This is a genomic window from Oerskovia sp. NPDC060338 (assembly GCF_042726295.1).
In the GTDB taxonomy this organism is placed as follows: Bacteria; Actinomycetota; Actinomycetes; order Actinomycetales; family Cellulomonadaceae; genus Oerskovia; species Oerskovia merdavium.
Genome location: NZ_JBHXCQ010000010.1, coordinates 174,889 through 197,908, shown reverse-complemented (window position 1 = coordinate 197,908; position 23,020 = coordinate 174,889). Strand labels below are relative to the sequence as shown.

The 23,020-nt window shown below is 73.4% G+C and carries 20 protein-coding genes; 5 read left to right on the top strand and 15 right to left on the bottom strand.

Annotation, left to right across the window (positions count from 1 at the left end; genetic code table 11):
- Window positions 1–99: 99 nt before the first annotated feature.
- On the bottom strand, window positions 100–1,638 hold the full coding sequence (locus tag ACFWGN_RS13905) for a CoA-acylating methylmalonate-semialdehyde dehydrogenase (RefSeq protein WP_377617544.1): 1,539 nt from the start codon (window positions 1,636–1,638) through the stop codon (window positions 100–102).
- 187 nt (window positions 1,639–1,825) lie between these two features.
- Between ACFWGN_RS13905 and ACFWGN_RS13900 the strand changes: the two genes are divergently transcribed.
- A complete protein-coding gene (locus ACFWGN_RS13900; RefSeq protein ID WP_377617542.1) occupies window positions 1,826–4,375 on the top strand; it encodes an endonuclease/exonuclease/phosphatase family protein in 2,550 nt (849 codons plus the stop codon).
- A 104-nt stretch (window positions 4,376–4,479) separates the two neighbouring features.
- Here the strand turns inward: ACFWGN_RS13900 and ACFWGN_RS13895 are convergent, their stop codons facing one another.
- Window positions 4,480–5,931, bottom strand: a complete 1,452-nt coding sequence (locus tag ACFWGN_RS13895; RefSeq protein WP_191803690.1) for an NAD(P)H-quinone dehydrogenase — start codon at window positions 5,929–5,931, stop codon at window positions 4,480–4,482.
- Between the two features lie 110 nt (window positions 5,932–6,041).
- Here ACFWGN_RS13895 and ACFWGN_RS13890 point away from each other — a divergent pair, with 110 nt between their 5' ends.
- Both ACFWGN_RS13890 and ACFWGN_RS13885 read left to right on the top strand, forming a co-directional pair.
- Window positions 6,042–6,881, top strand: coding sequence for a purine-nucleoside phosphorylase (locus tag ACFWGN_RS13890; RefSeq protein WP_377617540.1), 840 nt, complete (start codon window positions 6,042–6,044; stop codon window positions 6,879–6,881).
- A gap of 1 nt (window position 6,882) precedes the next feature.
- The gene (locus ACFWGN_RS13885; protein ID WP_377617538.1) at window positions 6,883–8,709 is read left to right on the top strand and encodes a phospho-sugar mutase; all 1,827 of its coding nucleotides are present in this window, start codon (window positions 6,883–6,885) and stop codon (window positions 8,707–8,709) included.
- A 90-nt stretch (window positions 8,710–8,799) separates the two neighbouring features.
- Here the strand turns inward: ACFWGN_RS13885 and ACFWGN_RS13880 are convergent, their stop codons facing one another.
- A complete protein-coding gene (locus ACFWGN_RS13880; RefSeq protein WP_377617536.1) occupies window positions 8,800–9,519 on the bottom strand; it encodes a DUF4352 domain-containing protein in 720 nt (239 codons plus the stop codon).
- 172 nt (window positions 9,520–9,691) lie between these two features.
- Here ACFWGN_RS13880 and ACFWGN_RS13875 point away from each other — a divergent pair, with 172 nt between their 5' ends.
- On the top strand, window positions 9,692–11,236 hold the full coding sequence (locus ACFWGN_RS13875) for a histidine kinase (RefSeq protein WP_377617535.1): 1,545 nt from the start codon (window positions 9,692–9,694) through the stop codon (window positions 11,234–11,236).
- Between the two features lie 56 nt (window positions 11,237–11,292).
- Complete coding sequence (locus ACFWGN_RS13870; RefSeq protein ID WP_377617533.1) at window positions 11,293–11,937, top strand: response regulator; 645 nt, start codon at window positions 11,293–11,295, stop codon at window positions 11,935–11,937.
- A gap of 11 nt (window positions 11,938–11,948) precedes the next feature.
- Here the strand turns inward: ACFWGN_RS13870 and ACFWGN_RS13865 are convergent, their stop codons facing one another.
- From ACFWGN_RS13865 to ACFWGN_RS13810, 12 genes are all read right to left on the bottom strand, one after another.
- Window positions 11,949–12,761, bottom strand: coding sequence for a siderophore-interacting protein (locus ACFWGN_RS13865; protein ID WP_377617532.1), 813 nt, complete (start codon window positions 12,759–12,761; stop codon window positions 11,949–11,951).
- Between the two features lie 117 nt (window positions 12,762–12,878).
- Window positions 12,879–13,586 (bottom strand): deoxyribose-phosphate aldolase, encoded by a 708-nt coding sequence (deoC, locus tag ACFWGN_RS13860; protein WP_377617530.1) that lies wholly within the window; start codon window positions 13,584–13,586, stop codon window positions 12,879–12,881.
- Window positions 13,583–14,695: an adenosine deaminase gene (locus ACFWGN_RS13855; RefSeq protein ID WP_191803706.1), complete on the bottom strand. Its 1,113-nt coding sequence runs from the start codon at window positions 14,693–14,695 to the stop codon at window positions 13,583–13,585. Before ACFWGN_RS13855 ends, deoC begins: the two co-directional genes overlap by 4 nt.
- An 88-nt stretch (window positions 14,696–14,783) precedes the next feature.
- Window positions 14,784–15,056, bottom strand: a complete 273-nt coding sequence (locus ACFWGN_RS13850) for a hypothetical protein (RefSeq protein ID WP_377617528.1) — start codon at window positions 15,054–15,056, stop codon at window positions 14,784–14,786.
- A 29-nt stretch (window positions 15,057–15,085) separates the two neighbouring features.
- Window positions 15,086–16,189, bottom strand: a complete 1,104-nt coding sequence (locus ACFWGN_RS13845; RefSeq protein WP_377617526.1) for a hypothetical protein — start codon at window positions 16,187–16,189, stop codon at window positions 15,086–15,088.
- Window positions 16,190–16,247: 58 nt separating this feature from the next.
- Entirely contained in the window at window positions 16,248–16,562 is a 315-nt protein-coding gene (locus ACFWGN_RS13840; RefSeq protein WP_191803712.1) for a DUF202 domain-containing protein, read from the bottom strand.
- Entirely contained in the window at window positions 16,559–16,993 is a 435-nt protein-coding gene (locus ACFWGN_RS13835) for a YidH family protein (RefSeq protein WP_377617524.1), read from the bottom strand. Before ACFWGN_RS13835 ends, ACFWGN_RS13840 begins: the two co-directional genes overlap by 4 nt.
- 1 nt (window position 16,994) lies before the next feature.
- On the bottom strand, window positions 16,995–18,341 hold the full coding sequence (locus tag ACFWGN_RS13830) for a thymidine phosphorylase (RefSeq protein WP_354509770.1): 1,347 nt from the start codon (window positions 18,339–18,341) through the stop codon (window positions 16,995–16,997).
- Window positions 18,338–18,748 (bottom strand): cytidine deaminase, encoded by a 411-nt coding sequence (locus ACFWGN_RS13825; protein WP_191803718.1) that lies wholly within the window; start codon window positions 18,746–18,748, stop codon window positions 18,338–18,340. The genes ACFWGN_RS13830 and ACFWGN_RS13825 overlap by 4 nt, the downstream gene beginning before the upstream one ends.
- Before the next feature lie 4 nt (window positions 18,749–18,752).
- Window positions 18,753–20,021, bottom strand: a complete 1,269-nt coding sequence (locus tag ACFWGN_RS13820) for an ABC transporter permease (protein WP_377617608.1) — start codon at window positions 20,019–20,021, stop codon at window positions 18,753–18,755.
- Window positions 20,022–20,026: 5 nt separating this feature from the next.
- Window positions 20,027–21,283 carry an ABC transporter permease gene (locus tag ACFWGN_RS13815; protein ID WP_377617522.1) on the bottom strand — a complete coding sequence of 419 codons (1,257 nt, stop codon included), beginning with the start codon at window positions 21,281–21,283 and terminating at the stop codon, window positions 20,027–20,029.
- On the bottom strand, window positions 21,280–22,833 hold the full coding sequence (locus ACFWGN_RS13810) for an ABC transporter ATP-binding protein (RefSeq protein ID WP_377617521.1): 1,554 nt from the start codon (window positions 22,831–22,833) through the stop codon (window positions 21,280–21,282). The genes ACFWGN_RS13815 and ACFWGN_RS13810 overlap by 4 nt, the downstream gene beginning before the upstream one ends.
- Window positions 22,834–23,020: the final 187 nt, after the last annotated feature.

Sequence of the window (23,020 nt, the reverse complement as noted above, 5' to 3'; positions counted from 1 at the left end):
GCCGGTCCTCCGTCCGCTCGGCCGCCCGGTCCCCGCGTCGGGTCGCGCGGTCGCCGCCGATGCCTGTCTCCACCTGCCGTCGCGTGCGGTCACGTGGGGTCACCTGTTCCGGGGGAAGCCGAGGTCGATCGCGCTCGTCGCCGGGTCCGGCCAGCGCGACGTCACGACCTTGGTCCGGGTCGAGAAGTGGATGGCCTCGGGTCCGTAGATGTGCGAGTCGCCGAACAGCGAGCCCTTCCACCCCCCGAACGAGTAGTAGCCGACCGGCACGGGGATGGGCACGTTGATCCCGATCATCCCGGCCTGCGCCTCGACCTCGAAGCGTCGGGCCGCGCCCCCGTCACGCGTGAAGAGCGCCGCCCCGTTGCCGTAGGGGTTCTCGTTGACGAGCCGCAGCGCGTCGTCGAACGACTCGACGCGGACGACCGAGAGCACGGGACCGAACACCTCCTCGCGGTACACGGTGTGCTCGGGCAGCACGTGGTCGACCAGGCTGGGGCGCAGGAAGAACCCGCTGCTCACGTCCACGCCGTCGGCCCCGGGGGCCACGGGCGGCCCCTCGCGTCCGTCCACGACGAGGCTCGCACCCTCGTCGAGCGCGCTCTGCACGCGCGACGCGACGCGGTCGCGGTGCTCGGCCGTGATGAGCGGCCCCATCTGGGAGGTGGGGTCGTTCCCCGGCCCGACGACGAGCCCCTCCACGCGCGTCCGGATCGCCTCGACCAGCCGGTCGCCGATCTCACCGACCGCGACCACGACCGAGATCGCCATGCACCGCTCTCCCGCGGACCCGTACCCCGCCGAGACCGCAGCGTCCGCCGCGGCGTCGAGCTCGGCGTCGGGCAGGACGACGAGGTGGTTCTTCGCCCCGCCCAGGGCCTGGACCCGCTTGCCGTGGCGCGTGCCCGTCTCGTAGACGTGCCGCGCGACGGGCGTCGAGCCGACGAAGCTGACCGCCGCGACGTCGGGGTGCTCCAGGAGCCGGTCGACCGCGACCCGGTCGCCCTGCACCACGTTGACGACGCCGTCGGGAAGTCCTGCTTGCGCGAGCAGGCGCACGAGCAGCAGGGAGACCGAGGGGTCCCGCTCGCTCGGCTTGAGGACGAACGTGTTGCCGCACGCGATGGCCGTCGGGATCATCCACAGCGGCACCATGGCCGGAAAGTTGAACGGTGTGATGCCCGCCATGACGCCCAGCGGCTGCTTGACCTCGTGGACGTCCACGCCCGTGGCGACCTGCTGGCTGAACCCGCCCTTGAGCAGGTGCGGGATCCCCGCGGCGAACTCGACGTTCTCGAGCGCGCGCGCGACCTCGCCCTCGGCGTCGCTCACGACCTTGCCGTGCTCGGCCGAGACCAGGTGCGCGATCTCGTCGCGGTGCGAGCGCAGGAGCTCGTGGAACGCGAAGAGGATCTCGACCCGCCGGGACAGGCCCGTCGAGGCCCAGCCGGGGAAGGCCGCGAGCGCCGCGGCGACGGCCCGGTCGACGTCGTCCACCGATGCCAGGGCGACGCGAGCCGTGACGTGCCCCGTGGCGGGGTCGTGGACCGGGCCGAACCTCTCGGCCTCCCGCACGGGGCGGCCCCCGACGACGTGGCCGACCACCCCGGCGGGCGGGGCGGGGACGGTGCTCGTCATGCTGGCCTCCCTCCCGGGCGGGGCTCGGTGAGCGGTGGCCCGGGTCGTCGACGACTGCTTCTCAGTGTGGCACGATCGCCCTGTTTCTGTGATCCGGATCACAGTACGGCGGTCAGAGGGGGTGAGCGACCTGTGAACGTCGCGCGTCCCCCGTCGCCGCGTCAGCGGCCCCTAGTACCGTCGGGCCGTGACCGACGACCACCGCACCCGTACCGACCTCCCGGACGACCCGCCGACCTCGGCCGCCCCCTCTGCCGCGGACGCGCCGCGGGACGAGCCCTCGACACCCGCGACACGGGCCGAGCGTCGCGCCGCCCAGCGCGCCGCGGAGCTCGCGGACCTGGCCCGGCGGTCGGACAGCACGGTGCACCGCGTCCCCACGCACACCGCGGCGATCGGCCAGGTCACACCGGCCTCTCCCCCCGACGCCGCACCCACGGCACCGCAGGCCGACGCGCGCTTCGCGCCGTCACCCTCGAGCGTGACGGCCCCGGCCCCGGCCCCGGCCGACGACGCCCCGCACGCCCCCTCGGCGGACACCGCCGGTGACGAGCCTCCCTCCGCGGCGGGCCCGACGACCTCGGGCACCGCGCCGCACACGACGCGCCGACAGATCGCGCACGCCGCACGCCGGGTCGCGAGCCTCGGACGGGGCAACGCGGCAAGACTGCTGCTCCTCACGGTGGTCACCGCGCTCGCGGTCGAGATGATCCGCGCGAGCGGGCCCCTGCTGGACCGCGCGTTCACCTCCGGGGTCGTCACGGCCGCGGTCACGGCGCTGGTCACCTACGCCGCGCCTGCCCTCGCGGTGACCATCGTCGCGGCCCGCCTGCCCGTGAACGGTCGCGTCGTCGTCGGTGCCGTCGTGGCGCTCGTGGTGTGGCGCCTGGGCCTGCAAGGACTCGGGATCGCGGCCGCGTCGGGCTCCTGGCTCGGCACGGCCCGCTACGGGCTCGGGCTCGGGGGCGCTGCGCTCGCGGTCGCGACCGTCGTCCTGGTCGCCGGGTTCGCGAGCGGCACCCGGCCGCATCCCGCGGCCGAGCTCGACGACAGCCCCGCAGGTCCGCCGCGCCCGGCGAACGGCCGGATGGTCGCGATGGGCATCGGCCTGGGGGTGCTCGGCGCCGCCGGGGTCAGCCTGCTGCACGGCACGTGGGACGCCTACTGGCGCACCGACCTGCTCGGCTGGATCGCGCCGGTCGCCCTCGGCGGGGTGGCCGTGGTCGCGGCCTGGCTCCTGCGTCGCGACCCCGCCACCCCGGGATCACGTGGGCTGTGGGTGCTGGGCCCCTACCTCGCGCTGGGCGTCATGGTCTTCGGCAACCCCGCGTTCGTCGCGTCGCAGACCGGCCTCTCGCTGCCCGTGTCCGGTGGAGCGGTCGCCGTCATGGCCCTGGTCGTCGGGCTGCTCCCGCTCTGGGGCGTCGCCGGGACGAGCACCCCCGCCGCTCGCTCTCTGGCCTCGACCGGCCGGTGGGTCTCGCTCGTGCTGCTGCCCGCGTTCACCGCGGTGCTGTTCCTGGTGCCCGGGCGCACGCAGGACGTCTCGTCGTCGCTCGGCTGGGCGCTGCTGGTGTGCGTCGTGGGTCTCGCGGCGACCGCGACCGACGCGGTCCGCCACGCCCTGACCCGACCCGCCCACGAGCTCGGGTGGGCCCGCCTGGCGGGGGCGAGCACCGCCGTCGGGCTGGGCCTGATCCTGCCGCTGCTCGTCTACCAGCTCGACTACGACGTCCCCCTGCCCGTGCCCAACGCGAGCGTCCCGGTCGCCGTCGCGGTCGTGCTCGCGGTCGCGGGCCTGCGCCGCGCGCGCGGCGTTCCGGCCGACCTGCCCGAGGCGTCCGGCGCAGCCGTGGGCGCCGCAGCCGACGCGGCCCACGCGCCCGCGCCGGGCCTGCGCATCTCCCTGCCGGTCACCGCGGCCGTCGCGGCCCTGGCCGCCGCCGGCGCGCTGCTCGTCTCGACGAGCGCAGCCCCCGTCGCGGTCGCCGACCGCGAGCAGCGCCTCACGGTGCTGGACTGGAACCTGCACTACGGCGTGAGCGCGACACCGTCGGTCGACCTCGACGAGGTCGTCGCGATCGTCCGCGACTCGGGCGCGCAGGTCGTGACGCTCCAGGAGGTCTCTCGCGGCTGGGTGCTCGGGGGAGGCGTGGACATGGCGTCCTACCTCGCCCGGGAGACGGGCCTGGAGGTCGAGTTCGTGGGTGCTGCCGACCGCCAGTTCGGCAACGCGGTCCTGTGGAACCCCGACGTGGTCGCGGCGAGCGACGTCGCGCGCCTCGCCCTGCCGCTGGGCGCCGGCCCGCAGAACCGCTCGACCGTCTCGGCCACGTTCACCCCCGTGGACGGCGACACCTCGTGGCCCGGCGGCGTCCGGGTGACCTCGGTGCACCTGCAGCACCGCGAGGCGAACACCCCGACACGCATCGACCAGCTCGACGCCCTGTTCGCGGCCGAGCCCGTGACCGGTCCGTACCTGCTCGCGGGAGACCTCAACGCCGAGCCCGGCTGGGACGAGATCGAGCTCGTCGAGTCCCACGGGCTCGTCAGCGGGCAGGACGACGTCGGGAACCCCGGCGACCTGACCTCTCCTGCGGACGCTCCCGCCTACCGGATCGACTGGGTGTTCGGCTCGGGTCTGGAGTTCCAGCGCGTCACGGTGCTCGACGTCGCCTGGTCCGACCACCGTCCGCTCGTCGCGGTGGTCCGGCCCGGCAGCGCGGAGCAGGAGTAGGGGCAGCGCCGCGGCCGTGAAGGCCGCGGCACTGTCCACCCGCGGGCCCAGGACGCCCGACGGCGCCGCCCGCCCGGAGCGCCCGGCGCCCCTCGCGCGGCGGCTCAGTCCTCGCGGTGGTGGAGCATGCGGGCCACCTCGGCGATGGACCCGCTCAGCGACGGGTAGACCGTGAAGGCCTCGGCCACGTCGTCCACCGTGAGACGGTGCGCGACCGCGAGCGTGATGGGGAAGACGAGCTCGCTGGCCCGCGGTGCCACGACCACGCCTCCGAGCACGACGCCGGCCTCGGGGTGCGCGAACAGCTTGACGAACCCGTCGCGCATGCCGAGCATCTTGGCGCGCGGGTTGCGGGCGAGGGGCAGGGTCGTGGTCACGTACTTGGAGCCCTGCTCCTTGAGCTTCTCCTCGCTGTACCCGACGGTCGCGATCTCGGGGGCCGTGAAGATGTTCGCCGCGACCGTGCGCAGCTTGATGGGGCTCACGGCGTCGCCCAGGGCGTGCGACATGGCGACCCGGCCCTGCATCGCCGCGACCGAGGCCAGCGGCAGGATGCCCGTGCAGTCACCGGCCGCGTAGATGCCCCGCACCGAGGTGCGCGAGACCTTGTCGACCTGGACGTGCCCGCTCGGCGTGAGGCGCACCCCCGCCTCCTCGAGCCCGATGCCCTGCGTCGAGGGGATGGAGCCGACCGCGAGCAGGACGTGGGTGCCCTGGACGACCCGGCCGTCGGCGAGCGTGACCTCGACCCCGTCCGCGGTGCGCACGGCGGCCTCGGCACGCGAGCGCGACATGACCGTCATGCCGCGCGAGCGGAAGACGCCCTCGATGAGCTCGGCCGCGTCGGCGTCCTCACCCGGCAGGACGCGGTCCCGGCTCGAGACGAGCACGACGTCGGAGCCCAGGGCGTTGTAGGCGCCCGCGAACTCGGCCCCCGTGACCCCCGAGCCCACGACGATCAGGCGCTCGGGGAGCTCCTTGAGGTTGTAGAGCTGGGTCCACGTGAGGATGCGCTCGCCGTCCGGGACGGCGGTCGGTAGCACGCGCGGCGTCGCGCCGAGCGCGAGCAGGACGACGTCCGCGTCGAGCGTGACGGGCTGCTCGTCGGCGTCCGACGGCGTCACCTGCACGCGGGTGGGCCCGTCGAGGCGGCCCTCCCCGAGGAGCACGCGCACGCCCTCGCGCTCGAGGCGTGCGTGGATGTCGGCCGACTGGGCCGCCGCGAGCGCCATGACTCGGGTGTTGACGGCGTCGAGGTCCACCATGTGCCGACGCATGGCCGGGTGGGCGGCCTTGACCGTGTCGACGGGCAGGCGGATGCCGAGGTCGGCTGCGCGGTCCGCGATGGTCATCCAGTCGGCGGTCGCGATGAGCGTCTTGGAGGGGACGACGTCTGTGAGCACCGCGGCTCCCCCGAGCCCCTGGCGCTCGACCACCGTGACGTCCGCGCCGAGCCGGCGGGCGACGAGGGCCGCTTCGTAGCCTCCGGGACCACCGCCCACGATCACGATACGGCTGGCCTGCAGGTCACTGTTCTCGTTCGTCACGGGTGCCATTGTGTCAGGAAGTCCGAGGTCACCGTGTCAGCATGCGGACAGATCGGTCAGCCGGTCGCCGGGTGGGCCTTCGGCGGGGCGCGAGGCCCAAGAACGGTTAGCCTCGTCCTATGACGACGACCTTGTCTCTCGACGACCCCACCACCGACCCGTTCCTCGTGGCCCGCGCCGCTGCCGACCACATCGCCCACGCCACCGGGATCGAGGGGCACGACGTGGCCCTCGTGCTCGGGTCCGGCTGGGGCGGCGCGGCCGAGCTCCTGGGCGACGTCGTCGCGGAGATCCCCACGAACGAGATCCCCGGCTTCTCCAAGCCGGCCGTGGCCGGGCACGTGGGCACCACCCGCTCGATCCGGATCGAGCGCGCCGACGGCTCGGTCCGCCACGCGCTCGTGCTCGGGTCGCGCACGCACCTGTACGAGGGCAAGGGCGTGCGCCACGTCGTCCACGGCGTCCGGACCGCTGCCGCGACCGGCGCGCAGACCGTCATCCTCACGAACGGCTGCGGTGGCCTGAACCTGGACCACGGGCCGGGCACCCCGGTCCTCATCCGCGACCACATCAACCTCACCGCGACCTCACCGCTCGAGGGCACCACGTTCGTCGACCTCACCGACCTGTACTCCCCGCGCCTGCGCGACCTGGCCCGGACGGTCGACGGGTCGCTCGGCGAGGGCGTCTACGCGCAGTTCCCCGGCCCGCACTACGAGACCCCGGCCGAGGTCCGCATGGCCGGGATCCTGGGGGCGGACCTGGTGGGCATGTCGACCACCCTCGAGGCCATCGCCGCACGGCACGCGGGGCTCGAGGTGCTGGGCATCTCGCTCGTGACCAACCTCGCCGCGGGGATCAGCCCCACACCGCTGTCGCACGGCGAGGTCATCGAGGCCGGCCAGGCTGCCGGCCCCCGGATCAGCTCCCTGCTCGCCCAGATCGCGAAGTTGGTGTGAGATGACGAACCCCGAGCCCCTGGCCAACGAGGTCGACGACCCCGGGTACGAGGCCGGCGCCGGCCACGCGGCCTTCCTCGAGCAGGTCGAGGCCTGGATCGAGGCGGACCCCGAGCCCGCCGACCAGGTCGAGCTGCGCACGCTGCTCACGGAGGCCGACTCGCCCGACCCGCGCGACCACGAGGTGCGCGCGCGGGCCCGCGCCGAGCTCCGAGACCGCTTCTCCGGGACGCTGCAGTTCGGAACGGCGGGCCTCCGGGGCGAGATGGCGGCCGGCCCCAACCGCATGAACCGCGCGGTCGTCATCCGGGCGGCCGCCGGCCTCGCGTCGTTCCTGCGCGACGCGCTGCCCGGCCAGACCCCGCGGGTCGTCATCGGCTACGACGCCCGCCACCACTCGCACACGTTCGCCCAGGACAGCGCGGCGGTCTTCACCGCCGCGGGGGTCGCGGCGTCGATCCTGCCGTCGGCCCTCCCCACTCCCGTCCTCGCCTACGCCGTGCGCCACCTGGGCGCCGACGCGGGCGTCATGGTCACCGCGAGCCACAACCCTCCCCAGGACAACGGCTACAAGGTCTACCTCGGCGGACGGGTCGTGACCGACTCGGGCCAGGGCGCTCAGATCGTGCCCCCGTACGACGCCGAGATCGCCGCAGCGATCCACCGTGCCCCGGTGGCCGCACGGGTTCCGCGGGCGGTCGACGGCTGGACGGTCCTGGGCCGGGACCTCGCGCTCGGCTATGTCGAGTCGGTGGGTCGCCTGTCAGACGGCGCGGCGCGCGACCTGCGCATCGTCGCGACCCCGCTGCACGGCGTGGGCGGGGCGGTCGTCAACCGGGTCCTCGAGGACGCGGGCTTCACCGACGTCATCAGCGTCGCCGAGCAGTTCGAGGCGAACCCCCTGTTCCCGACCGTGGCCTTCCCCAACCCGGAGGAGCCCGGCGCGATCGACCTCGCGCTCGCGTACGCGCAGGACGCCAAGGCGGACCTCGTGATCGCGAACGACCCTGACGCCGACCGGTGCGCGCTGGCGGTCTACGACACGCGCGTCGGGACCTACCAGGGGGCCGAGACCGCGCGCTCGAACGGGTGGCGCATGCTGCACGGCGACGAGGTGGGTTCGCTCCTCGGCGAGGAGATCGGCAAGCGGGCGGCACGGCTGCGCATCGCGCCCGGGACGCAGTTCTTCGCGAGCTCGATCGTGTCCTCGCGGCTGCTGCGCAAGATCGCCGAGAGCCACGGCCTGGGCTACGCCTCGACGCTCACGGGGTTCAAGTGGATCTCGCGCGTCGACGGCCTGGTCTACGGCTACGAGGAGGCGCTCGGGTACTGCGTGGACCCGCAGAACGTGCGCGACAAGGACGGCATCAGCGCCGCGCTGCTCCTCGCACAGCTCGCCAACAGGCTCAAGGCCGAGGGGCGCACGCTCGTCGACGCGCTCGACGACCTGGCGCGCGCGCACGGCCTGCACGTGACCGACCAGCTCTCGGCCCGGTTCACGGACCTGGACCAGATCACGGCGGCCATGTCGCGGCTGCGCGCAGCGCCCCCGCGGACGCTCGCGGGCTCGGGGGTGAGCGAGGTCGTCGACCTCTCGGACGGCCTCGACGGTCTGCCCCCGACCGACGGCGTGCGGCTGCTGTCCGCGGACGGGACCCGGGTCATCGTGCGCCCCAGCGGCACCGAGCCCAAGGTCAAGTGCTACCTCGAGGTCATCGTCCCGGTCGCGCCCGACGCGAGCTACGACGACCTCACGGCCGCCCGCGCGTTCGCGCGGACCCGGCTGGACCACGTCCGTCGCGACGTCGCGGAGGCGCTCGGGATCTGACGGGCCGAAGCCCGGGGGCCGTCCCTCGCTCCTTCACGGAGCGGGGGACGGCCCCCGTCGTTCCCGGCGAGACCTGTCCAGGACGGGCCGTCAGCCCAGTGCGACCGAGATGCCACCCGACATGAACGAGTCGTGCAGCTCGATGCTCGCCGGCACCGCGTCGGCAGGGACGTCGAACACCACGACGCCCTGGATCGAGTTGCCGGGGTTGATGTCGTTGAGGAAGCTGTTGGCGTCTCCCAGGTAGATCCCGGCCGTGGAGTCGGCCGAGTGCTCGCGCCCCTGGGCGTCGAACAGCTTCTGCGAGCTCGCGTCGAACATCTGGGCCGCGTCGCCGACGTTCGTCACCGTGACGTGGACCAGGACGAACTGCCCCTGGGCGTCGACGCTCAGGAGCTCGTCGCCCACGCTGGCGACGCCCGGCTCGACGGCTGTGACGGTGAACTCGAACTTCCCGTCGCGCACGGCCGTGCCGATGCCGGGCACCGTCTCCTCCGGGGCGGCCGGAGCCTGCCCGTCGGGCTCGCCCTCCGGGGCTGCGTCGCCGGTCCCGGTCGTGCCCACCGGCACCGTGGTGCCGGACGGCTCGTCGCCCCCGAGGCCGGACGCGACCGAGACGACGACGACCAGCGCGAGGAACGCCAGGAAGACCGTGAGGACCTTGTGCCGCGCGAAGAAGGACTTGCGCGGCACGGGGGCCAGGGGCGGCTGCGGCTGCCCCGGGAAGGGCGGGTTCGGGTACGGCTGCTGAGGGTACTGCTGGTGCGGGTACTGCTGGACGGACGGCTGCTGCGTCGGGTCGCTATTCATGGGAGGGCCTCTCGTGGGTTCCGGATCGGTACGGGACCACTCCATCGCGTCGCACCGGGCGGGCGCGTCGGCGGACCGGGTACGACCAGCGCACCGAAAGTCGTACGCGGTCCCTGGCCTCCCGAACCGGTCGACGGACCCCGCCGTCGGTGGTGTTCCCTACGCTGGGGCCGTGACCACCCCGCACCCGCCCTCGGGCTCCCCCTGGCCTCGCGCGACGCCGCCCCCCGGCAGCCCCGTGCCTCCGGGGTGGGCGGTCGCCGGCCCGACGGGTGGTTCCTGGCCGCCGCCATGGCAGCAGGGGCAAGGACAGGCCGCTGCTCACCAGGGTCGCCGTCCGGCAGCGGTTCCTGCCGCCGCCTCCGAACCCTCCCCCGGAACGGTCCCCGACCGGCCGACGGACGGCCGACGCTGGTGGTCCCGTGCCTCGACCGTGTGGATCGTCGTCGCGTCCTTCGTCGCCTCTTCCGTGTGCATCGCCTTCGCGGGCTCCGCAGCGGGGACGCTCGACGGCGTGGACGGCCAGGAGATCTCGGACGTGGTCTTCGTCTGGGTCCTGATCGGCTGGGCGTCCGCGGTCGGCATCGCGACCATGCTCGTGTTCCGCCGCCGCTACCCGGTCGCGGTCTGCCTGATCGCCTGCGGGGGCGCGCTCCTCTTCCCCCTGGACGCGATCGGCGCCCTCGTGGCGTTGTCCTGGGTCGTCTCGTCGCGCCCGGTCCGGGTCGGATGGCTGCTGGGCGCGCTCACGGCTCTCGCCACGATCGTCTCGTTGACCCGCGACGCCCTGCGGCCCGTCGAGGGACGCATCTTCTCGTTCACGGCGACCGGGTCCACCGAGGCCGTCGGTGCGCCGGAGTGGGTGTACGTGCTCCTCGCGACGGCCGGGCTCGCGCTCTCGGTGAGCGTCGGCTGGGCGCGCCGCGCCCACTACCAGGTGGGACGGTTCCGTGGCGAGGCCCAGCGCCACGAGGTCGTGGCCGAGCACCTGCGCGACGAGGTCGCCCGCAAGGACGTGGTCACCGAGGAGCTGAGGGACGAGGTGACCCGCCAGCAGGAGGAGGTCGCGCGCCAGCAGGAGCGTCAGCTCATCGCCCGTGAGGTGCACGACACCCTGGCCCACAGCCTCTCCCTGGTCTCGCTCCACTCGGGAGTGCTCGAGGTGTCGGTCCCCGAGCAGGACGGGCAGCTCCGCGACGCGGCCAAGGTGGTCCGAGAGAACGCCCACCGGTCGCTCGAGGACCTCCGGGACCTGATCGAGATCCTTCGCGACCCGGACGGGCTCGCCCATCGGCAGGCGCAGAGGGCAGGGGGCACGCTGTCCGACCTTCCTGCTTTGCTCGCCACCACCCGGGCGGCCGGCACACGGCTCGTCGCGACGGTCGTCTTCAACGACGCCTCGTCGATCAGCCCGCACGTGGCGCGAGCGACCTACCGGATCCTCCAGGAGTCGCTGACCAACGTGCACAAGCACGCGCCCGGGAGCGAGGTCCTCATCGACCTCGGCGGGGACCCGGCGAGCGGCGTGAGCCTGCGCGTGACCAATCCGCTCCCCGGGTCCCCCGGCCCACGAGCACCCGGGAGCCGGGCGGGGATCACGGGGATCGCCGAACGGGCCAAGCTCCTCGGCGGACGGGCCACGCTCGGCCCCCAGGAGGGCTGCTTCGTCGTGGACGTCTGGCTACCGTGGGTGAGCGACGCGGTCGACGTCGACTGAGACGCCCTCACCGGACGGCGGGCCCAGGTGTGGGTGCTTCGCCCTACGATCGACGCGTGATCCGAGTCCTCCTGGTCGACGACGATGCGCTCGTCCGCACCGGCCTCCGCCTGATCCTGTCGAGCAGTCCTCGCATCGAGGTGGTGGCCGAGGCGACCGACGGCGACGAGGCCGTCCCGGCGTTCCTCGCCCACCGTCCCGACGTGGTGCTCATGGACCTGCGCATGGCAAGGGTCCAGGGCGTCGAGGCGACCCGCGCGCTGCGCCTGCTCCCCGAGCCTCCGGTCGTCCTGGTCCTGACGAGCTTCGAGAGCGACACGGACGTCCTGGGAGCGCTCGAGTCCGGTGCGGGCGGGTTCCTGCTCAAGGACGCCTCGCCGGCGGAGCTCATCGGGGGCGTCCTCGCCGTCGCGGACGGCGAGTCGGTGCTGGCGCCCCGCGTGGTCCGCTACGTCGTCTCGCGCGTCGCGCAGGGACAGGTGACGAGCGAGCAGCAGCGGGCCCGCGCGCTCCTCGACCAGCTCACCGACCGCGAGCGGCAGATCGCCCAGGGTGTCGCGGAAGGGCTGAGCAACGCACAGATCGGTGAACGCCTCTACTGTGCCGAGGCCACGGTCAAGACGCACCTGAGCCGCACCATGACCAAGCTCGACATGCCCAACCGGGTCGCGCTCGCGATCGCCGTCGAGCGCGCCCGCTGAGCGACCGGCGCTCAGGACCGCAGCGCAGGCTCCTCGTCGCGCTCCACGGCGGCCTTCCAGTCGGCCTTCTCGGCACGCCAGCCCTCCTCGGTGCGTCCACGGCGCCAGTAGCCCGACGCGGACAGCGACGTCACGGGCACCTGGCGCTCGAGCCGGACGTGGCGGCGCAGCGTGCGCACGAACCCGGCGTCGCCGTGCAGGAACACCTGTGGCGTCCCGGGCAGGAACGTGAGCGCCTCGACGGCCTCGACGAGCGCCTCCCCGGGCGCGCGGTCGGGGTGCTCGTCGCGGTGCACCCACCGCAGGTCGAGCGCTCCGGGCGACGTGAGGGCCTGCTCCTCGTCCGCCGAGGCGACCTCGACGACCGCGAGGACGGGCACGCCGTCGGGCATGGCCTCGAGAGCCGCGGCGATCGCGGGCAGCGCGCTCTCGTCCCCCACGAGCAGGTGCCAGTCCGCCGAGCCCGACGGCGCGTAGTCACCACCGGGGCCGAAGAAGGAGATCGGGTCGCCCACCTGGGCGGCGGCCGCCCACGGACCGGCGAGGCCCTCGTCGCCGTGCGCCACGAAGTCGATGGCCAGCTCGCGCGCCACGGAGTCCCACGAGCGGATCGTGTACGTGCGCATCGGGACGCGGCCCTCGGGACCAGCCGCGTCCGGGAAGAGGAGCTTGACGTAGTGGTCGGTGTACGGACCGGCGTCGAACCCGTCGAGACCGTCCCCTCCGAGGACGACGCGGATCATGTGCGGCGTGAGCTGCTCGGTGCGCACGACCACGGCGTGGGTCGCGACGCGCTCGGGCCTGCGGGGGGTGGGGTCTGTCATGCGGTCCTCCAAGGTGCGCTCCGCCCGCGATGGCGAAGTGAGGCTAGCCTAACCCCGAACGCGCCGAGGGGTGACCGCCCGTCCAGGCACGGTCACCCCTCGGTCAGCACGGACGTGTCAGTAGCCCGACGAGCCGTTCTCAGCAGGCTCGATCCCGTCGAAGCCCGCGAGCACGGCAGCGGTGCCCGACAGGCCCAGGCGCGTGGCCCCGTGCTCGATCATCGCGAGCGCGTCGGCGAGCGTGCGCACACCGCCCGAGGCCTTGACCCCGAGGCGTCCGCCCACGGTCTCGGCCATGATGGACACCGCGTGCGTCGAGGCCCCGCCCGCCGGGTGGAAGCCCGTCGAGGTCTTGACGAAGTCGGCACCCGCGGCCTCCGAGGCGCGGCACGCCTCGACGATCTCGTGGTCCGTCAGCGCGGCGGACTCGATGATGACCTTGAGCACCTTGGGCGCCGGGACCGCCGCACGGACAGCGGCGATGTCGGCCTGGACGTACGCCCAGTCGCCCGCCTTGGCCGCACCCAGGTCGATGACCATGTCGACCTCGTCCGCGCCGTCGGCGACCGAACGGGCCGCCTCCGCGGCCTTGACCTCGCTGTGGTGGGTGCCCGACGGGAACCCGCACACGGTCGCGATCTTCAGGCCCTTGCCGTCGAGCGGCAGGACCGAGGGCGAGACGCACACCGAGTAGACGCCGAGCGCGACGCCCTCGTCGACGAGCGCCTCGAAGTCCGCGCGGGTCGCCTCGGGCTTGAGGAGGGTGTGGTCGACGAACTGCGCGAGGGACGCGCGGTCCAGGGGGGACGTGCCTGCGGTGCTCACAGCTGTGCTCCTTGGATCTCCTGGTAACCGGGGAGGATGACGTCGTCGATGAGCGCGCGGCGCTCGTCGTGGTGGATGAAGGCGCTCCACGCGGCCGTGGCCGTGACGTCGTAGAGGTCCTCGAGCGTCCAGCCGGCCTGCTCGACGAGCAGCGTCATCTCGTGGGTCATGGACGTGCGCGACATGAGGCGGTTGTCCGTGTTGAGCGTGACCGCGAAGTCGAGCTCCTTGAGGCGCGTGATGGGGTGCGTCGCGATCGAGCCCGCCGCACCGGTCTGCAGGTTGGAGACGGGGCACAACTCGAGCGGGATCTGGTGGTCACGGACCCAGTGGGCGAACTGCCCCAGGGCCGCGGTACCGTGGCTCTCGTCGAACGAGATGTCCTCGATGAGGCGCACGCCGTGGCCCACGCGCGAGGCCTGGCCCAGGTGGACCGCCTCGGCGATCGACGTGACGCCCGAGGCCTCGCCCGCGTGGATCGTCACGGGGAAGTTCTCGTCGGCCAGGTACTGCCACACGTCGGGGAAGCGCGAGGGCGGGAAGCCGTCCTCGGCACCCGCGATGTCGAACCCGACCACGCCGTTGCCACGGTTGGCCACGGCGAGCTCGGCGATCTCCTGCCAGCGGTCGGCGTGCCGCATCGCGGTGACGAGCTGCCCCACGCGGATCGTGCGCCCCTGGGCCGCTGCGAGGGCCACGCCCTCCTCGAGCCCGGCCTGGACGGCGTCCACGGTGTCCTGCAGGCTCAGGCCGCGCTGCAGGTGCTGCTCGGGGGCCCAGCGCTGCTCGGCGTACACGACGCCGTCCGCGGCGAGGTCGAGGACGGACTCGCGGGCGACGCGCGCGAGCGCCTCGGGCGTCTGCATGACGGCGATGGTGTGGTCGAAGGTCTCGAGGTAGCGCACGAGCGAGCCCGAGTCCGCCGACTCGACGAACCAGGTGCCCAGCGCGTCCGGCTCGGTCGCGGGCAGGTCGTGCCCGATCGCAGCGGCCAGCTCGATGATCGTCGCGGGACGCAGCCCGCCGTCGAGGTGGTCGTGGAGGACGACCTTGGGGAGCGCGGCGATCGCCGCGACGGTCTCGCTCACTGAGGAGGGTGTGGAGGTCATGCGCTCACGCTACCGGGCACGGGACGGGTGCACCCGACGGCCGCCCCGCCGGGCAGGTCACGGCTGCGTCACGGGCGGTCATGCTGTCTCACGCGCCGTCGCCGCCAGGACCCCCCGGGGCGTCCGCATCCTCGTCGCCGCCCTCGCCGACCGGGACCACGGCCGCCTGCTCGACGACGTCGGCCTCGGCGGCCTCACCGTCCAGGTCGGGTCGTGGGGTCCCCGGGGTGTAGTCCTCTGCGTCCTCGGGCGAGGGCGGCGGCTCGCCCTGCGACTCCTCCTCGACCAGGTTCGTCGGGACGTCGTCGGGCGTGACCAGCCCGGCGTCTCGCCAGGCCTCCGCTCCGGGCACGGTGCTCATGGGGTGCTCCTCTCGCCGTCCCTCCATCGTCACCCGACCCGGCGCGACCCGCCAGCCCGTCCGGCGGGCAGGACCGCCCAGGTGACGTGCGGCCAGCCCCCGAGCGCGCGGCGAACGGCCTTGCTCGGCTCCCCCGCGACGCGCGTGCCCGCGAGGAGGTCCGCGACCCGCACACGGTGCAGCGCCCCGGACGACGGCTCGTACAGCGAGCACCAGCGCCCGCCGTGCGCGCTCGTCCCGCCGTCCGCGCCCGTCCCGTCCTGCGGCCCGCTCACCCCGGCCAGCAGCACCACGTGGCGCGGCACCGCGGTGGACCACCCGGTCCCGACGTCGCCGCCCGTGTACAGCGGCACGGGCACGCCCGCGGCCGCGGACCGCAGCGCGCTCGCGAGCACCGGGTCGCCCGGGCCGCCGCCCGCGACGATCCGGTGCGTGAAGCGCACGTCGGCGTAGCGGGCGTCGCGCGCAGCCGTCCAGGGTGGCGTCCCGAGCCCGCCGGGCCACGGGAGGGGACCGAGCGCGGCGCGCGTCGTGCGCGCCTTGAGGAGGCGCTGGAGCGCCTGGAACCGGCCCGACGACGTCTCGAGCTCCCGGGCGGTCGCGTCCACCTGGCCCTCGCTCACGACGTGCTCGCCGGCCCCTCGCGAGACGTCGGTACCCGCGACGAGCCACAGCGCGACCACGGGGTCTCCCGCCGCGGCCAGGACGGCGAGGACCGCGGACCCGCACGTCGTCTCGTCGACCTGCACCGCCCGGGCCCGGCCCAGCACGAGCGGCTCCGGGAAGCGCAGGTCGGGGCGGCCGGGAGCAGAACCCTGGCCCTGGGCGACCGGGCGGCCCGCCACCGGGCCGGTTCCGCCCGCGAGGTCACGGCGCTGGTCAGGGGCGACCGCACGGCGACGCAGAGGGTCGAGCACGTGCTCGCGCTCCCACGGGCGCAACGACTCGAGCACAGTGACGAGCCGGTCCGCGACCTGCCCGGGATGCCCCGCGCGCAGGGCGGCCCGACGCGCCGAGGAGGCAGCGCCGTCGGGCAGGACGTAGCGCCCCGCAGGGGGCGACGGGGGCAACGGACCCCGGCCGGCGCCCGCTGCGCGCAGGACCCGGGTGAGCTGGAGGTCGGCGAGGATCATCCGGACAGCCTGCCATCCTTCGAGCCCCACGAGGGCCTCGCTCCCCGCGTCGCAGCCCTCAGAGCAGCCGGACGAGCGCGCTCGCCGCGCCCAGCAGGCCCAGGGTCCCCACGAGCGACGCGACCCTGACCAGGAACCCCCACGACCGCAGCCGACCGTCGCGGGGCAGCCCGCCCGACGGCGGCCGCAGGACCGCGGGCACGAGCGTCGCGACCGCGAGCACCCCCGCGCACGCCGCGAGGACGGGCTGCCCCGCGCGCAGGCCCGCGACCGCGAGCAGGATGGCACCGATCACGACCGCGAGGACCGTGCGCTGCCAGGCCAGAGCCGTGCGCTCGGGCTGGAGCCCGGGGTCCCGGGTCGGCGGTGTCACCGCCGCCAGACCTCGGTGACCGCGTACCCGGCCACGAGCAGCGCCAGGACGACGACGCCCGCGACCAGCACGGGCAGACCGTTCGGCGACGGCAGCGGTTCACCCCGGCGGATCGCCCGCTCGACGCGCTTCCAGGAGAGGAGCGCGTACCCCGCGAACCCGGCCCCGGCGAGACAGGCCACCGCGGCGATCAGGTCGACGAACCCGGTGAGGTCCGCGAACGACGCGAAGGACGTCAGCGCGACCCCGCCCGCGACCAGGCCGAGCCCCGTGCGCACCCACGCGAGCGCGGTGCGCTCGTTGGCCAGGCTGAAGCGGATGTCCGGCTCCTCGCCGACCCCGTAGACCGAACGCGGTCGACGGTCGTCGGGCAGGGAGGCCGCCGGGTCGCGCGGTGCCGCGCCCCCCGGGGCCTCCCCCTCCGACGTCATGTCAGGCGAGCCGGTCGAGGATCAGGGCCGGCGTCTCGACGACCGTGCCCGGGTCCGCGACGGCCCAGGCGCCGTCGAGCGCCTCGACCGCCCGGTCGAACCGCTCCGGGGTGTCGGTGTGGAGCGTGAGCAGGTGCTGCCCCTTGGTGACCACGTCGCCCGGCTTGGCGTGGATCTCGATCCCGGCCCCGGCCTGCACCGGGTCCTCCTTGCGGGCGCGGCCCGCTCCGAGGCGCCAGGCCGCGACACCCACGCCGAACGCGTCCAGGTGCGAGAGCACGCCGTCGCGGTCCGCGACCACGTGCTCCTTCTCGCGTGCCACGGGCAGCGGTGCGCGGGCGTCGCCGCCCTGCTCCGCGATCATCTCGCGCCACTTGTCCATGGCCCGGCCGTTCGAGAGCGCGTGCCGCACCTCCTCCTCCGGGACGGGCTTGCCGGCCGCGTCGAGCATCTCGACCGCGAGCGCGACCGTGAGGTCGACGACGTCGCGCGGTCCCCCGCCGGAGAGCACCTCGAGCGTCTCGCGGACCTCGAGCGCGTTGCCGGCCGTGAGGCCGAGCGGGGTCGACATGTCGGTCAGCAGCGCGACCGTGCGGACCCCCGCGTCCGTGCCCAGGTCCACCATGGTGCGCGCGAGCTCGCGCGCCTGCTCGAGGTCCTTCATGAACGCACCCGAGCCGACCTTGACGTCCAGGACGAGCGCCCCCGTGCCCTCGGCGATCTTCTTGCTCATGATCGAGGACGCGATGAGCGGGATCGCCTCGACCGTGGCCGTGACGTCGCGCAACGCGTAGAGCTTGCGGTCGGCCGGGGCCAGGCCCGAGCCCGCCTGGCAGATGACGGCGCCCACGTGCTCGAGCTGGTTCATCATCTGCTCGTTCGTCAGCGCGGCGCGCCAGCCGGGGATGGACTCGAGCTTGTCGAGCGTGCCCCCGGTGTGCCCGAGGCCGCGCCCCGAGAGCTGCGGGACGGCCACGCCGAACACCGCGACGAGCGGGGCGAGCGGCAGCGTGATCTTGTCCCCGACGCCTCCCGTCGAGTGCTTGTCGGCCGTGGGCCGCGAGAGCGCCGAGAAGTTCATGCGCTCGCCCGAGGCGATCATGGCCGCGGTCCAGCGACCGATCTCCGTACGGTCCATGCCGTTGAGCAGGATCGCCATGTTGAGGGCGGCCATCTGCTCCTCGGCCACGACACCGCGCGTGTAGGCGTCGATGACCCAGTCGATCTGCTCGGCCGACAGGCGGCCCTTGTCCCGCTTGGTGCGGATGACGTCGACCGCGTCGAACGACTCGGTCTCCTTGTTCGGCAGCGCGCCGGAGGCGCCCACCGGAGTGCTCTGCGTGCTCATGCTCTCTCCACCAGATCCTCGGGCCCGAAAGCGTCGGGCAGCACATCGGTCATGGGCTTGATGCCACGGGTCGTCTCCACGAGCAGCCGGGGCCCGCCGTGCTCCCACAGGAGCTGGCGGCACCGACCGCACGGCATGAGCACGTCGCCGTGCCCGTCGACGCACGCGAACGCCACGAGGCGCCCGCCCCCGCTCCCGATCAGGTCGCTCACGAGCGAGCACTCGGCGCACAGCGTCACGCCGTACGCCGCGTTCTCGATGTTGGCTCCCGTGACCAGCCGGCCGTCGTCGACCAGCGCGGCCGCCCCGACCTTGAACGAGGAGTACGGCGCGTACGCCTTCTCCATCGCGGCCCGGGCGGCGACCCGCAGGGCCTCCCAGTCGATCGTCGGTGTCTCGTCGCTCATCCGGTCATCCCTTCACGTACGGTTCGCCCGCGGCAGCGGGCCCGCGCACGCGACCGACCAGGCCGGCGACCGCGAAGATCGTCACGACGTAGGGCAGCATGAGCATGAACTGGTTGGGGATCGGGGTCTCGAGGACGCCGAGCACCTGCTGCAGCTTGTCGGCGAACCCGAAGAGCAGCGCGGCCCCCAGGGCGCCCCACGGGCTCCAGCGGCCCAGGATCATCGCGGCGAGCGCGATGTACCCCTTGCCCGCCGTCATCTCCTGGCCGAACGCTCCCACGGACCCGATCGTGAAGAACGCGCCGCCGAGGCCCGCGACCATGGACCCGAGCAGGACGTTGCCCCACCGGGTGCGGTTCACGTTGATGCCGACCGTGTCCGCGGCCTGGGGGTACTCCCCGACCGAGCGGACTCGCAGGCCCCACCGCGTGCGGAAGAGCGCGATGCTGATGACGATGACCGCGACGTAGAGCAGGTACACGATGATCGACTGGCGGAACAGGACCGGACCGATGATCGGGATCTCGGAGAGCAGCGGGATCGGGAGCGTCGGCAGGCGCGGGGGCGTGTTGAGCGTCGCGGGGTCGTTCTTGAGCACCGAGGAGAACAGGAAGCTCGTCAGACCCACCGCGAACACGTTGAGCACGACACCGACGATGATCTGGTTCACGTGGTACTTGACCGTGAACAGTGCGAGCATCGCGCCGATCAGCAGCCCGGCGAGCGGCGCGGCGACCAGGCCGACGTACGCGTTGCCCACGACCGAGGCAAGCACCGCTGCGCCGAACGCCCCTGTGAGCAGCTGACCCTCGATCGCGATGTTGACGACGCCGGCCCGCTCGTTGAGCAGGCCGCCGAGCGCACCGAACGCGAGCGGGACGGCGAGGAGCAGCGAGCCCTGCAGGAGGCTCACGATCGACGTGCTCTTGTCCGCGACGGCCCACACGAGGAACGTCAGGACCCACAGCACACCGAAGACCGCGAGGACCCACCGGCCCACCGGCTGGTCCGCACGGACCCGCACGGTCGCGTAGCCCGCCAGGAGCAGGCAGAGCACCGAGAGCACGATCGCGGTGGCCCGCGTGGGGAGCTCGACCGGGTCGAACTTGAGGAGGTCGGCCCCCGTCGAGATCCCGAAGGTCGTCACGGAACCAGCAGGTCCCAGGAGACCGAACAGGACGAACGAGAGCAGGCCGAAGACCCCGAGCGTGATGGGGACCTTCCAGCTGCGGGTCGCCGTCACGGCAGCGACCTGGGTACGCGGTGCGGCCATGGCGGTCATGCGCTGGCTCCCTTCACGACGACGGGGTTCGGGGCGGGCAGCCGGAAGATCGCCCGCACGAGCGGCGGGGCCGCGATGAAGAGCACGACGAGCGACTGGATGACCAGGACGATGTTGATCGACGTGCCCGTCGAGGCCTCCATGGCCCGGCCACCCACGTTGAGCCCGGCGTACAGCAGACCGGCGAAGAAGATGCCGAGCGGCTTGGACCTGCCCAGCAGGGCGACGGTGATCGCGTCGAACCCGATGGATCCGGCGATCCCACCGGTCAGCGCCTTCTCGGTGCCGAGGATCTGCACGGCACCGGCGAGGCCCGCGAGGGCACCCGAGACGACCATGACGAGCACGAACGAGGACGCCACGCCCATGCCTGCGGTCCGGGCGGCCTGCGGGTTGGAGCCCACCGCGCGGAACCGGAAGCCCCACGTCGAGCGGGACATGAGCCACCACACGAAGACCGCGGCGAGGATCGCGACCAGGAAGCCCGCGTTGAGGCGGAACTGGTCGCCGAGCAGCAGCGGCAGCTGGGCCGTGTCCTTGACGCCCGGGCTCTTGGGCTGGTTGGAGCCGGGCCGGGTGAACGCGCTGGTCGTGAGGAACCACGCGACCAGGTAGAGCGCGACGTAGTTCAGCATGATCGTCACGATCACCTCGTGCGCACCCGTACGGGCCTTGAGGAACCCGGCGATGCCTGCCCAGAACCCACCCGCGAGCACGCCGCCGAGCAGCGCGAGCAGCAGGTGCAGGACGGGCGGCAGGCTCCAGGCGAAGCCGACGTAGCCACCGATCGCGGCCCCCATGAGGACCTGCCCCTGGGCGCCGATGTTGAACAGGCCCGCGCGGAAGCCGACCGCCACGCCGAGGGCCGCGATGATGAGCGGCGTCGAGACCGTCATGGTCTCGGTCAGCGAGCGGATGCCGCGAGCGAACGTGGGGGCCTCGTAGTTGAAGACCGCGCCGCGGAACATCGCCGAGTAGGCGTCGCTCACGGCGCTCCAGGCCGCGCCGAAGAAGTCGGCGGGCTTGGCGAAGAGGTAGCTCGCGGCGGCGGTCACGTCAGGGTCGGTGACGATGATCAGGAGCCCGCCGATGACGAGCGCGAGGACGAACGCCAGGACGGTGACGCCGAACGGGCCCGTCGTGATCTCCCGGAAGGTCGCAGCCCAGCGGGCGTCGCTCGCGGGCTTCGCCGCGCGCGGCGCCTCGGGGGTCGGCTCCCCCGTCGCCGGAGGGACGGGCTGCTGGTCGGTCACTGGGTTGCTCCCGTCGTGTCGGTCTGGTCGGTCACCTGTGCGGTGGCCTCGTCGTAGGGCACGCCGGCCATCATGAGGCCGAGCACCTCGCGGGAGGTCGTCGGGGGGACGAAGCCCACGATGCGCCCGCGGTACATCACGGCGATCCGGTCGGCGAGCTCCACGACCTCGTCGAGCTCGGTCGAGACGATGATCACCGGCGTGCCGTTGTCACGCTCCTGGACGATGCGGCGGTGCAGGAACTCGATGGAACCCACGTCCACGCCGCGCGTCGGCTGGCTCGCGATGAAGAGCTTGAGCGGTCGCGAGAGCTCACGCGCGAGGACGACCTTCTGCTGGTTGCCGCCCGAGAGCCGGCCGACCTCCTGGCCGGGGCCCTGCGTGCGGATGTCGAACTCCGTGATGCGGTGCTCGGCGTTGCGCCGGATCTCCGGCAGGTTGAGCGCGATGCCCCGCGCGTACGGGGACTTGTCGTAGAGGTCGAGCACGAGGTTCTCCGCGACCGTGAAGTCGAGGACGAGGCCGTCGACCTTGCGGTCCTCGGGGACGAACCCGATCCCGGCGTCGAGGGCCGCGTCGGGCGAGAGACCCCGCAGCTCCTTGCCGTGCAGCTCGATCGACCCCTCCGCAGAGGGGAGCAACCCGAGGATGGCCTCGGTGAGCTCCGTCTGCCCGTTGCCCTGCACGCCCGCGACGGCGAGGATCTCGCCCTGCGCGACCGAGAACGAGACGCGGTCCACGACGGCCTGCCCGTTGGGCGCGAGGACCGTGAGGTCCGTGACCACGAAGGTCTCGTCACCGAGCTTCGCGGGTGCCTTGTCGAGGCCGAGCGAGACCGAGCGTCCCACCATGAGCGACGCGAGCTCGGTCTCCGAGGCCGTCGGCTCGGCCTTGCCGACGACGGCGCCCCGGCGGATGACCGTGATGACGTCCGCGACGGCCTTGACCTCGCGCAGCTTGTGCGTGATGAAGACGATCGAGGTGCCCGAGGCCTTGAGCTGTCGCATGATCTCGATCAGCTCGTCGGTCTCCTGCGGGGTCAGCACCGCGGTGGGTTCGTCGAGGATGAGGACCTTGGCCTCGCGTGCGAGCGCCTTGACGATCTCGACGCGCTGCTGCACGCCGACCGGCAGGTCCTCGACGACTGCGTCCGGGTCCAGGCCGAAGCCGAACCGCGTGGACAGGTCGCGGACGCGGGCACGGGCGGCCTCGAGGTCCAGGAACCCCCCGGCCTTGACGTCCTCGTGCCCGAGCATGACGTTCTCTGCGACGGTGAACACGGGCACGAGCATGAAGTGCTGGTGCACCATGCCGATCCCGGCGGCGAGCGCGTCGCCCGGTCCCCGGAAGGCGCGCTCCTCGTCGTCGAGCAGGATGGCGCCCGAGTCGGCCTGGTAGAGGCCGAACAGCACGTTCATCAACGTGCTCTTGCCTGCGCCGTTCTCCCCGAGGAGGGCGTGGATCTGCCCCGGTTCGATGACGAGGTCGATGTGGTCGTTGGCGACGAGCGGTCCGAACGACTTGGTGATACCGCGGAGCTCCAGCTTCACGTACGGTCCCTTCGATGCACAGGCAGCCTTGCCTGTGACGTTAGCCCAAGACTGGTCGAGCCGGCCCGGCGAGGATGCCGGGGCGGCGCGACCCCCAGGTTCAACGTGAGGGGCCCGCGCGCGCGGGGGCGCCCCCACCCAGGTTGCGGCGATGATGTGCGTGGGGGGCGGGTCGATAAAGTCCATT

Coding starts and splice junctions, on each gene's coding strand:
- ACFWGN_RS13835 (WP_377617524.1), bottom strand. CDS start 16,993: ATGACGTCGGAGGGGGAGGCCCCGGGGGGCGCGGCACCGCGCGACCCG.
- ACFWGN_RS13855 (WP_191803706.1), bottom strand. CDS start 14,695: ATGACCTCCACACCCTCCTCAGTGAGCGAGACCGTCGCGGCGATCGCC.
- ACFWGN_RS13890 (WP_377617540.1), top strand. CDS start 6,042: ATGACGACGACCTTGTCTCTCGACGACCCCACCACCGACCCGTTCCTC.
- ACFWGN_RS13820 (WP_377617608.1), bottom strand. CDS start 20,021: ATGGCCGCACCGCGTACCCAGGTCGCTGCCGTGACGGCGACCCGCAGC.
- ACFWGN_RS13830 (WP_354509770.1), bottom strand. CDS start 18,341: ATGAGCACGCAGAGCACTCCGGTGGGCGCCTCCGGCGCGCTGCCGAAC.
- ACFWGN_RS13905 (WP_377617544.1), bottom strand. CDS start 1,638: ATGACGAGCACCGTCCCCGCCCCGCCCGCCGGGGTGGTCGGCCACGTC.
- ACFWGN_RS13845 (WP_377617526.1), bottom strand. CDS start 16,189: ATGATCCTCGCCGACCTCCAGCTCACCCGGGTCCTGCGCGCAGCGGGC.
- ACFWGN_RS13850 (WP_377617528.1), bottom strand. CDS start 15,056: ATGAGCACCGTGCCCGGAGCGGAGGCCTGGCGAGACGCCGGGCTGGTC.
- ACFWGN_RS13880 (WP_377617536.1), bottom strand. CDS start 9,519: ATGAATAGCGACCCGACGCAGCAGCCGTCCGTCCAGCAGTACCCGCAC.
- ACFWGN_RS13885 (WP_377617538.1), top strand. CDS start 6,883: ATGACGAACCCCGAGCCCCTGGCCAACGAGGTCGACGACCCCGGGTAC.
- ACFWGN_RS13825 (WP_191803718.1), bottom strand. CDS start 18,748: ATGAGCGACGAGACACCGACGATCGACTGGGAGGCCCTGCGGGTCGCC.
- ACFWGN_RS13865 (WP_377617532.1), bottom strand. CDS start 12,761: ATGACAGACCCCACCCCCCGCAGGCCCGAGCGCGTCGCGACCCACGCC.
- ACFWGN_RS13895 (WP_191803690.1), bottom strand. CDS start 5,931: ATGGCACCCGTGACGAACGAGAACAGTGACCTGCAGGCCAGCCGTATC.